Annotated in this window: 11 protein-coding genes; 6 read left to right on the top strand and 5 right to left on the bottom strand. The window is 73.7% G+C overall.

Features of this window, described 5'->3' with window-relative positions:
- Positions 1-21 precede the first annotated feature (21 nt).
- Positions 22-684, bottom strand: a complete 663-nt coding sequence (locus BG452_RS20975) for an NADPH-dependent F420 reductase (protein ID WP_188305876.1) — start codon at positions 682-684, stop codon at positions 22-24.
- 318 nt (positions 685-1,002) lie between these two features.
- On the opposite strand from BG452_RS20975, the gene BG452_RS20970 reads away from it, so the two are divergent.
- Both BG452_RS20970 and BG452_RS20965 read left to right on the top strand, forming a co-directional pair.
- Positions 1,003-1,209 (top strand): hypothetical protein, encoded by a 207-nt coding sequence (locus tag BG452_RS20970; protein ID WP_188305875.1) that lies wholly within the window; start codon positions 1,003-1,005, stop codon positions 1,207-1,209.
- The gene (locus tag BG452_RS20965) at positions 1,206-1,463 is read left to right on the top strand and encodes a hypothetical protein (protein ID WP_188305874.1); all 258 of its coding nucleotides are present in this window, start codon (positions 1,206-1,208) and stop codon (positions 1,461-1,463) included. The genes BG452_RS20970 and BG452_RS20965 overlap by 4 nt, the downstream gene beginning before the upstream one ends.
- Positions 1,464-1,479: 16 nt before the next feature.
- Here the strand turns inward: BG452_RS20965 and BG452_RS20960 are convergent, their stop codons facing one another.
- Entirely contained in the window at positions 1,480-2,100 is a 621-nt protein-coding gene (locus BG452_RS20960; protein WP_188305873.1) for an L-threonylcarbamoyladenylate synthase, read from the bottom strand.
- A 110-nt stretch (positions 2,101-2,210) separates the two neighbouring features.
- Between BG452_RS20960 and BG452_RS20955 the strand changes: the two genes are divergently transcribed.
- On the top strand, positions 2,211-3,512 hold the full coding sequence (locus BG452_RS20955; protein ID WP_188305872.1) for a cytochrome P450: 1,302 nt from the start codon (positions 2,211-2,213) through the stop codon (positions 3,510-3,512).
- Between the two features lie 193 nt (positions 3,513-3,705).
- On the opposite strand, the gene BG452_RS20950 is transcribed toward BG452_RS20955, so the two are convergent.
- Positions 3,706-4,119 (bottom strand): Fur family transcriptional regulator, encoded by a 414-nt coding sequence (locus tag BG452_RS20950; protein ID WP_188305871.1) that lies wholly within the window; start codon positions 4,117-4,119, stop codon positions 3,706-3,708.
- A gap of 228 nt (positions 4,120-4,347) precedes the next feature.
- Here BG452_RS20950 and katG point away from each other — a divergent pair, with 228 nt between their 5' ends.
- Entirely contained in the window at positions 4,348-6,564 is a 2,217-nt protein-coding gene (katG, locus tag BG452_RS20945; protein WP_188305870.1) for a catalase/peroxidase HPI, read from the top strand.
- Between the two features lie 55 nt (positions 6,565-6,619).
- Here the strand turns inward: katG and BG452_RS20940 are convergent, their stop codons facing one another.
- Entirely contained in the window at positions 6,620-7,324 is a 705-nt protein-coding gene (locus tag BG452_RS20940) for a response regulator (protein ID WP_223242514.1), read from the bottom strand.
- 3 nt (positions 7,325-7,327) lie between these two features.
- Entirely contained in the window at positions 7,328-8,566 is a 1,239-nt protein-coding gene (locus tag BG452_RS20935; protein WP_188305877.1) for a sensor histidine kinase, read from the bottom strand.
- A gap of 216 nt (positions 8,567-8,782) precedes the next feature.
- Here BG452_RS20935 and BG452_RS20930 point away from each other — a divergent pair, with 216 nt between their 5' ends.
- Entirely contained in the window at positions 8,783-9,484 is a 702-nt protein-coding gene (locus tag BG452_RS20930) for an ABC transporter ATP-binding protein (RefSeq protein WP_188305869.1), read from the top strand.
- Positions 9,481-10,665: FtsX-like permease family protein (locus tag BG452_RS20925; RefSeq protein WP_188305868.1), on the top strand; the 1,185-nt coding region annotated here is incomplete at its 3' end. The genes BG452_RS20930 and BG452_RS20925, both read left to right, overlap by 4 nt.

Genomic DNA, 10,665 nt, shown 5'->3' with positions numbered 1-10,665 from the left:
GCGCGCCGACTCGGCTGACCGTCAGGCCCGGTGGGCCGCCGGGCGCTCGGGGGACGCCTCCGCGAGCGCCCGGGTGACGGCCGCCACGCCGCCTCGCAGCCCGTACACCGGGGTGGCCGGCTGCTGGCGCCAGGAGTCGTCGATGCCGCCCGCGTCCACGGTGTCGAAGCCCAACTCGTCGACCAGCGCCCGGACGACGGCCTTCGCGGCCTCGTCGTCCGAGGCGACCGGCACCGCGAGCCGCTCCGGGTCACCCGCCGGCCGCGGCCGCTCCAGCAGGTCCTGGGCGAAGGTGCCGTTGAACACCTTCACCACCCGGTGGCCCAGGTGCTGCTCCGTCCACCGGCTCTCGGTCAGCCCGCCGTCCTCGATCGCGTCGATCCGGCCGTCCCGCTCCTTGGGGTAGTAGTTGCCGGTGTCGATCACGGCCACGCCCTCGGCGGCGCCGTCCAGCAGCCCGGCGGGCAGGTCCGGCACGTTCTTCAGCGGCACCGTCACCACCATGACCTGCGCGCCCTTCGCCGCCTCGGTGGCCGGCACCGCCCTGGCGCCGGTCTCCTCCGCCAGGTCCTTCAGCGACTCCGGGCCGCGCGAGTTCGCCACCGAGACCTCGTGGCCCAGCGCGGTCAGCCGCCGCGTCAGGTTGCCGCCGATGTTGCCCGCGCCGATGATGCCGATCTTCATGGGAATGCCCCTCGTCCGGAGTACCGCAAGCTCAACGCCCTGTTCCAACCCGGCAGTGACCGGATCTGTTCCCGCCATCCGGGTGGTTCTCCGGGGCCCAGGGCCGGACCGGGCCTGGCACCGCCCGGCGCCCATCACGAGGGTCGACGGCGTGCCCGCTATCTGCGTCAACTCCTGGATACCCTCTGGTCGGACGCCCTCCACAACGCCGAGGAGTGGTGGGACGCAGAGGCCGTCCTGTGCACCCTCGCCGCCGCCGACCCGAACGGCAACAGCGGTCGGCTAGCAGAATGGGCCCGGCTCGCGAGCCCCGTAGCCGTGGAGCGTCTGTACGAGTTCGCCCTCGGGGGTGGTCTCAAGCCGCGGGACCCCTTTTGGCACAGGCAGACCGCCCCGTACCGCGAGTTCGCGGACTGGCTGCGCGGCCCCCGCCTCCAACTCGCTGTCGAGGAAGCCATTGTCCGGATCGACGACCCCACCCAGCTCGATCAACTCTTCACCATCCATGACATCCTGGCGGCATGACCCACGACATGGTGCCGCCACTGCTCGCGGTCGCAGCGCTCCTGCTCGTCATCAAACTGGCCCGAGAGCGCCGAAACGGCAAGCCCCTGCGGCTGATGCCGCGCTCTCCCGCGGCCCGGGCGACGGCCCTGGCGGTCGCCGCCCTGGTGGTGGCCTCGGGGGCGGCGGCCGGTCAGCCCTGGGGCGCGTCGGTGATTCCGGCCGTCGCCGCCGGCGGGCTGGTGGGCTCGTTGGTCGACCTCCGGTACCGCTGAGCGCGGCGTCGGGCCTCTACTCGAAGCGCGAGGGGTCGCCGGCCCCGCGGCGGGTGATCTCCGCCTCGCCGCTGGAGAAGTCGATGACCGTGGTGGGCTCGGTGCCGCACTCCCCGGAGTCGACCACGGCGTCCAGCACGTGGTCGAGGCGTTCCTTGATCTCCCAGCCCTGGGTCATCGGTTCGTCGTCGCCGGGAAGGATCAGGGTGCTGGAGAGGAGGGGTTCGCCGAGCTCGGCGAGCAGCGCCCGGGTGACGGCGTGGTCGGGGATCCGGACGCCGACGGTCTTCTTCTTGGGGTGCATCAGCCGGCGCGGGACCTCCTTGGTTGCGGGGAGGATGAAGGTGTAGCTGCCCGGCGTAGCGGCCTTGACGGCCCGGAAGACGTTGTTGTCGAGTTGGACGAACTGCCCCAGCTGGGCGAAGTCCTCGCACATCAGGGTGAAGTGGTGGCGCTCGTCGAGGCGTCGGATCGACCGGATCCGTTCGAGGCCGTCGCGGTTGTCCAGGCGGCAGCCGAGGGCGAAGCAGGAGTCGGTCGGGTACGCGATGAGGGCTCCGGAGCGGAGGCTGTCGGCCACGGTGCTGATGGTGCGCGGCTGGGGGGACTCGGGGTGCACGTCGAAGTACTTGGCCATTGGCCGACCCTACGGGATTCCGGCCGCCGATCGCCGCATCCGCGACGTTTCGGATGCCGGCCGACCGCACCCTGGCGGACCGGCCGGGGCGCGGCGTACGGTCGGTGACCATGGGCTTGGACCAGGCGCGGGTGAACCGGATCTTCCTGCCCGGAACGTACGCCGAGGGCGTGCCGTACGAACTGTTCCGGGAGCTGCGGGCACAGGCGCCGGTCTGCTGGGTGGAGGAACCCGCGGTGGGGGACTGGCCGTCCGGCCCCGGCTACTGGGCGGTCCTGCGGCACGCGGACGTGAAGCACGTGCTGCGCAGCCCGGAGGACTTCTCCTCACACCTCGGCGCGACCCAGATCCGGGACCCGGACACCCCGGCCGACCTGGCCTTCGCCCGGACGATGATGCTCAACCAGGATCCCCCCGGCCACTCCCGGTCGCGCCGGGCCGTCGCCGCGGCCTTCACCCCGCGGGCGCTGCGCGAGCTGACCGCCGCCGTCGAGGCGCGCGCGGCCGAACTGGTCGCCGGGATCCGCCCGTTGGGCGAGGCCGACTTCGTACCGGTGGCCGCCGACCTGCCGGTCTGGACGCTGGCGCACATCCTGGGCGTGCCGGACCGGGACCGGCAGTTGCTGGTCGACTGGTCGAACCGGGTGATCGGCTACCAGGACCCGGACCACGCCCGGTCCAGTACGGCCGACCCGTCCCGGCTCAGTGAGCTGGGGCGGGCCGCGCTCGCCCGGCGCCCCGGTGCCCTGACCCGGTCCGACGGCCGCCCGCTCAACCCGCGTTCCCGGGCGGCCCTGGCCGACATGTTCGGCTACGCCCACGCGCTCGCCGAACAGCCGCCGGCGGGCAGCATGGTCGCCCGCATGCTGGAGGCCGGGCTGAGCGCCGGCGAGTTCGAGACGATGTTCTTCCTGTTCGCCGTGGCCGGCAACGAAACGCTGCGCAACGGTCTGCCGGGCGGCCTGTACTCCCTGCTGACCCACCCCGACCAGTACGCGCGGTTGTCCCGCGAGCCCGAGCTGCTCGACTCGGCCGTGGAGGAGCTGCTCCGGTTCTGGCCGCCGGTCCTGGAGTTCCGGCGCACGGCCACCCGGGACGTGGTGCTGGCCGGGCAGCCGATCCGCGAGGGCGACAAGGTGGTGGTCTACCACGCCTCCGCGAACCGGGACGCATCGGTGTTCCCCGACCCGGACCGCCTGGACCTCACCCGCTCGCCCAACGACCACGTCAGCTTCGGGTTCGGCCCGCACTTCTGCGTGGGAGCGCGACTGGCCAGGATCCAGATGTCGGCTCTGCTCCGCCGGGTCGTCGCGGAGCTGCCCGGGCTGGAACTCGCTCCGGGCCCGCCGCCGAAGCGGCTGGTCTCCAACTTCCAGAACGGGTTGAAGGACCTGCGCGTCCGTTGGCGGTAGGCGGGCGTCCGGCCCGCCACGGACTCCCGGCCTCACCCGACGGAACGTCACAACAGGCCCACGGTAGGCCGGGGCCGGAGAACCCGGGCCGACAGGGCAGGGCAGGGCCGGACGGCCGGGACCGGAGGCCCGGGCGAGCGACCGGGGCGCTCAGCCCGCGCAGCCCGCTCAGGCCGTCAGCCCGCGCAGCCCGTCAGCCCGCGCAGGCCGGGCAGAGCCCCCGGTAGGTGACCTCGGCGCCGGAGACGGTGAAGCCGAAGCGCTGGTCGGCCGGGAGGTCGGCGAGCGGGCTGCCGACGGGGTGGACGTCGCGGATGGCGCCGCAGCCGGTGCAGATCAGGTGCTGGTGGGGGTGGTGGGCGTTGGGGTCGTAGCGCTTGGCGCGCCCGTCGGTGGACACCTCGGTGACCTCACCGAGGGTGACCAGCTCGCCGAGGGTGTTGTAGACCGTCGCGCGGGAGATCTCCGGGAGGCGCTCGGCCGCGCGGGCGTGCACCTCGTCGGCGGTCAGGTGCACGTGCTCGCCGTCCAGGACCTCGGCCACGACGCGCCGCTGGGAGGTCAGGCGCCAGCCGCGTTCGCGCAGCCGCTCCAACAGGTCACTCATCACGGTTCACCTATTCAGGTCACGGGGAAGACCGGAGCTTACCAACGCGCATCCAGGGGCTTCCGGTTCCCGACCGGATACGGGTTTGGTGTCTTTCTTGACGTGGATCACGTCCATCGTAGGATCGGCTCCGGCGCTAGCCTGGGTACTGGCAGCACCAGATGGCAGTAGTAGGTGCCGTAGGTAGCAGATAGACACCGCAATCCGCCTTGTCAGGGAAGGATTCCCATGTCTGAGAACCACGATGCAACCGGTGTAGAGGCGAGCGCGGGCGGCTGCCCGGTCAACCACGGGCGCGCACTCCACCCCACCCAGGGCGGCGGGAACCGCCAGTGGTGGCCGGAGCGGCTGAACCTCAAGATCCTCGCCAAGAACCCCGCCGTCGCCAACCCGCTCGGCGCGGACTTCGACTACGCCGCGGCGTTCGACGCCCTCGACCTCCCGGCCGTCAAGCGGGACATCCAGGAGGTGCTCACCACCTCGCAGGACTGGTGGCCGGCCGACTTCGGCTACTACGGCCCCTTCATGATCCGGATGGCCTGGCACAGCGCAGGCACCTACCGGATCAGCGACGGCCGCGGCGGCGCCGGCGGCGGCCAGCAGCGCTTCGCCCCGCTGAACAGCTGGCCGGACAACGCCAGCCTGGACAAGGCCCGCCGCCTGCTCTGGCCGGTGAAGAAGAAGTACGGGCGCAGCCTGTCCTGGGCCGACCTGATCGTCCTGACCGGCAACGTCGCCCTGGAGGGCATGGGCTTCGAGACCTTCGGCTTCGGCGGCGGCCGGGTCGACGAGTGGGAGCCGGACGAGGACGTCTACTGGGGCCCGGAGACCACCTGGCTGGGCGACGAGCGCTACACCGGCGACCGCGAGCTGGAGAGCCCGCTGGCCGCCGTGCAGATGGGCCTGATCTACGTCAACCCCGAGGGCCCCAACGGCAACCCGGACCCGATCGCCGCCGCCCGCGACATCCGCGAGACCTTCTACCGGATGGCGATGAACGACGAGGAGACCGTCGCGCTGATCGCCGGCGGCCACACCTTCGGCAAGACCCACGGCGCCGGCCCGGCGGACAACGTCGGCCCGGACCCGGAGGACGCGCCGATGGAGCAGCTGGGCCTCGGCTGGAAGAGCCGCTACGGCACCGGCGTCGGCGGCGACGCCATCACCAGCGGTCTCGAGGGCATCTGGACGGCCACCCCGGTCACCTGGGACAACAGCTTCTTCGAGACGCTGTTCGGCTACGAGTGGGAGCTGACCGAGAGCCCGGCCGGCGCCCACCAGTGGAAGCCCAAGGACGGCGCCGGCGAGGGCACCGTCCCGGACGCCCACGACCCGGCCAAGCGGCACACCCCGATCATGCTCACCACCGACCTGTCGCTGCGCTTCGACCCGGTGTACGGGCCGATCTCCCGGCGCTTCCTGGAGAACCCGGCGGAGTTCGCCGACGCCTTCGCCCGCGCCTGGTACAAGCTCACCCACCGCGACATGGGCCCGGTCGCGCGCTACCGCGGCCCGGAGGTCCCGAGCGAGCAGCTGCTCTGGCAGGACCCGCTGCCGACCGTCTCGTACCAGCAGATCGGCGCCGCGGACGTGGCGGACCTCAAGCGGCGGATCGCCGCCACCGGGTTGTCGGTCTCCGAGCTGGTCTCCACCGCCTGGGCCGCGGCCTCCTCCTTCCGCGGCAGCGACAAGCGCGGCGGGGCCAACGGCGGCCGGATCCGGCTGCAGCCGCAGGCCGGCTGGGAGGTCAACGAGCCGGACCGGCTGGCCGGGGTGCTGCGGGCGCTGGAGGGCGTCCAGCGGGACTTCAACGCGCAGGCCGGCGACAAGCAGGTCTCGCTGGCCGACCTGGTGGTGCTGGCCGGCGGCGTCGGCGTCGAGCAGGCGGCCAAGGCGGCCGGGCTGGCCGTCGAGGTGCCGTTCGCGGCCGGCCGGGTGGACGCGCCGCAGGAGCTGACCGACACCGAGTCCTTCGCCGCGCTGGAGCCCAAGGCGGACGGCTTCCGCAACTGGGTCGGCAAGGGCAACCGGCTGCCGGCCGAGTTCCTGCTGCTCGACAAGGCGAACCTGCTGGGCCTCAGCGCGCCCGAAATGACCGTCCTGGTCGGCGGCCTGCGCGTGCTGGGGGCCAACCACCAGCAGTCCGCGCACGGTGTGCTGACCGAGACCCCGGGCGTGCTGACGAACGACTTCTTCGTCAACCTGCTGGATCTGGGCACCCGTTGGTCGTCCACCTCGGAGGACGCCCACACCTTCGAGGGCCGGGACGCCTCCGGCGCGGTCAAGTGGACCGGCACCCGCGCCGACCTGGTCTTCGGCTCGAACTCCGAACTGCGGGCCGTCGCCGAGGTGTACGCGAGCGACGACGCCAAGGAGAAGTTCGTCGAGGACTTCGTCGCGGCCTGGGTCAAGGTCATGAACGCGGACCGCTTCGACCTGGCGTGATGCCGTAGCGCGCACGGGAGCCCGGAGGTCGCGACCCCCGGGCTCCCGTGGCGTGTCACCGGGGATCCGGCGCCGCCGCCCCCACGCTGACCAGCCCGGTCTCGTACGCCGCGACCACCACCTGGGCCCGGTCGCGCAGTCCCAACTTGCCCAGGATCCGGGCCACATGGGTCTTCACCGTCGCCTCGGAGAGCTGCAGCCGGGCGGCGAGTTCGGCGTTGCTGAGCCCGCGGGCGAGCAGCCCCATCACCTCCAGCTCGCGCGGGGTGAGGGTGGCCAGTTCGCGGTGCGGGGCGGCCGCGTCCGGGGCGGTCGGGCGGGCGAAGCGCTCCACCAGGCGGCGGGTGATCGCCGGGGCGAGCAGCGCGTCGCCGGTGCGGACCAGCCGGACGGCGGCGGCCAGGTGCTCCGGGGTGACGTCCTTGAGCAGGAAGCCGCTGGCCCCGGCGGCCATCGCCGCGTACACGTAGTGGTCCAGGTCGAAGGTGGTCAGCATGATGATCCGGGGCGGCTGGGGCGACGGGGCCGCGAGGATCCGCCGGGTGGCCTCCAGGCCGTCCAGCCCGGGCATCCGGATGTCCATCAGCACCACGTCCGGCCGGCTCCGCCGGACGGCGGCGACGGCCTGCTCGCCGTCCTCGGCCTCGGCGACCACCTCGATCCCCTCGGACTCCAGGATCAGCCGGAAGCCGATCCGGACCAGTGCCTGGTCGTCGGCGACCACCACGCGCAGCGGCTGCTGCTCCACGTCGTCTGTCAACTCTCAACTCTCCAGCGGTATCGAGGCCGTGACGCGGTAGCCGCCGCGTGGCCGGGGGCCGGTGTGCAGGGTGCCGCCGTAGACGGCGAGGCGTTCGCGCAGCCCGAGCAGGCCGCGGCCGTTGCCGGTGGCGGCGGCGCCGGTGGGGCGGCCGCCGGTGTCGGTGACCTCCACCTGCAGGCGGTCGGGGGCGTAGTCGACGCTCACCGCGGCGTCGGCGCCGCCCGCGTGCTTGACGGTGTTGGTGAGCGCCTCCTGGACGACCCGGTAGGCGGCGAGTTCGACCCCGGGCGGGACGGACCGGCGCTGCCCGCGCACGGTCAGCTCCACCGGCAGTCCGGCCCGGCGGACGCCCTCGACCAGGGCGTCCAGCCGGCCGAGGCCGGGCTGCGGGCTGAGGTCGGCATCGGCCGCGGGATCGTCCCCGCTGCCCGAGTCGATGGTCAACAGGCCCATCACGTGCCGCAGTTCGGTCATCGCCGCGCGCCCGCCGGACTCCACCGCGGCCATCGCCTCGCGGGCCTTGTCCGGGGCGGTGTCCAGGATCTTGCGGGCGGCCCCGGCCTGGATCGTCATCATGCTCACGTTGTGGGTCACCACATCGTGCAACTCCCGGGCGATGCGCGCCCGTTCCAGCTCCACCGCACGCTCCAGCGCGGCCAGCTGCTCGCGCTCCAGGGCGGACACCCGCTCCCGCCCCTCCTCCGCCCGGCGGCGCCACATCCGCAGTTCGTAGGCGACCGCGAACACCGGCACCAGGACGAGGACGGCGATCACCCCGTTCGGGAAGTGCGGCAGGTAGGCGTCGCCGAACAGCACCACGAGCGCGGCGGTGGCGGCCAGCAGGCTCGCCAGTACGGCGGGCCGGCGGCGTCCGTACGCGGCCGTGCTGTACGCGGCGACGATCACCGCCACGCCTGCCCAGTACGCGAGATCCCCGTGCTGCGTCCGCACCAGCAGTGCGCCCGGCAGCACCGTCCACAGCGCCGTCAGCGGGTAGCGGCGGCGTAGCACCAGCGGTAGCGGGACGAGCGGCGCCAGCAGTAACAGCCCGTTCCAGCCGGCGCCCTGCGAGCCGGCGGCGACGCCGGCGTAGCGGCCGCAGGAGAAGCAGAGGAGCAGGGCCAGGGCCAGGTCGAAGGCCTGGCCGCGGCGGGTCGGCCGGGCTGGGGGAGCGGCCTCCCGGTCGCTGCCCAGCCGGGTGGCGGCGCGCAGCCGCCGTACCGTCGGGTGGTCGATCACGTTGATCACCGGGACATTGTGGCCCCCGGCCGCCGACCGGGACAGCCCCGCGGGCGGCCGGGGCCCGTACACCGGGCGACTACCTCGCAAGGATGACGCCCGGGCCCGTCCACCTGACGCGGTACGGAACGTGCGGCGGGCGGCGGACGCGGGGGAGCGCCGCCCGTCCGTACCTTCGTCCTCGTCACCAGGCAGGACGGCAGGAGGAGCAGGGACATGAGCAGCGATCCGGTGATCGAACTGAGCGGTGTGAGCCGCCACTACGAGGGCGCGCGGGCGGCGCTCGACGGGGTGACGCTGAGCGTCCGGTCGGGGGAGTCGGTGGCGGTGCTCGGCCCGTCCGGCAGCGGGAAGTCCACCCTGCTGAACCTGGTCGCCGGGCTGGACCGGCCGAGCATCGGGACGGTCACCGTGGCCGGGGTGCGGGTGGACCGGCTGAACGAGTCCGGCTCGGCCCGGTACCGGCGCGGCACGATCGGCATGGTGTTCCAGTTCTTCAACCTGCTGGACGACCTCACCGTGGCCGACAACGTGGTGCTGGCCGGCGAGTTGGCCGGCGTCCCCCGCGCCGAGGCCCGGCGGCGGGCCGCCGAACTGCTGGAGTCGCTCGGCATCGACCGGCACGCCCGCGCCCACCCCGGCCGGCTCTCCGGCGGCGAGCGCCAACGCGTCGCGGTGGCCCGGGCGTTGATGAACCGGCCAGCCCTGCTGCTGGCCGACGAGCCGACCGGCGCGCTGGACTCGGCCTCCGGTGAGGACGTCAAGGAGCTGTTCCGCGAGTTGCACCAGGACGGCCAGACCATCCTGATCGTCACCCACGACCTGACCCTCGCCGAGGACTGCGCCACCCGCACCGTCCGGATGCGGGACGGCCGGGTCGAGTCGGACACCGCGGACTCCCCGGCGGTGGCGGCATGAGCGCGCTGAGCCGGGTCGTCCGCGCCGGAGTACGGCGGCGCCGGACCCAGACCGTCGCCATCGGGCTGTCCGCCCTGGTGGCCACCACCTGCTCCGTCCTCGGCGGCTCCCTGCTGGTCGCCTCCGAGGCCCCCTTCGACCAGGCCTTCGACCGCCAGCACGGCGCCCACCTGGTGGCGCGCTTCGACGGCACCCGGGCGGGCGCCGGGCAGCTCGCCGCCACCGCCCACGCCGCCGGGGTGACGGAGTCCGCCGGGCCCTTTCGCACCGTGACCGTCGACCCCGAGCCCGGCCCCGGCTCGACCGTCCCGGTCGGGGCGACCATGGAGCCGATGACCGTGGCCGGCCGCGCCTCGGCCACCGAGGGCATCGACACGGTCCAGCTGCTGGAAGGGAGTTGGCCGACCAAGCCGGACGAGGTGACGATCGGCGACTCGTACGGGAACCAGGGCGTGCCGGTCGGCGGCACCCTGCGCCTGCCCGGCCTGCCGGGCTCGCCCACCCTGAAGGTGGTCGGCTTCGCCCGCTCCGTCAGCCGCACCGCCGACGCCTGGGTGACACCCGAGGCGATCCCCGCGCTCACCGCCCCCGGCAGCACCCCCGGCTACGAACTGCTCTACCGCTTCGCGCGGGCCGACAGCACCGAGGCGATGACCGCCGACCGGACGGCGGTGGCCGCCGCCGCCCCCGCCGGGGCGCTCGCCGGCTCCCAGTCCTGGCTCGCCACCAAGCAGGGCTCGGACCGCAACACCGCGCTGTTCCTGCCCTTCATGGTCGCCTTCGGCCTGCTCGGCATGGCGATGTCCGTGCTGGTCGCGGGCAATGTGGTGGCCGGCGCGGTCGGCACCGCCACCCGGCGGATCGGTGTCCTCAAGGCGCTCGGCTGCACCCCCGCCCAGGTGGTGCGCGCCTACGTCGCCCAGGCGCTGATCCCGGCCACCGTCGGCGTCCTGCTCGGGGTGGTCGCCGGCAACGCGCTGACCGTCCCGCTGCTCGCCACCGCCGGCCGGCTCTACGGCACCAACGCCTCCGGCGTCGCCCCCTGGGTGGACGTCGCGGTCGCGGGCGGCACGCTCGCCGCCGTCGCGCTGGTCGCCTGGGCGGCCGCCGCCCGGGCCGGCCGGCTGCGCACCGTGGACGCGCTGGCCGTCGGCCGTACGGCGGGCGGCACCCGGCGGGAC

Origin of the sequence: Streptomyces sp. CBMA123 (assembly GCF_014596465.1) — a bacterium.
Taxonomy (GTDB): domain Bacteria; phylum Actinomycetota; class Actinomycetes; order Streptomycetales; family Streptomycetaceae; genus Kitasatospora.
Note: the sequence above shows the minus strand (reverse complement) of the source record. Positions and strands in the feature narration are given on the sequence as shown.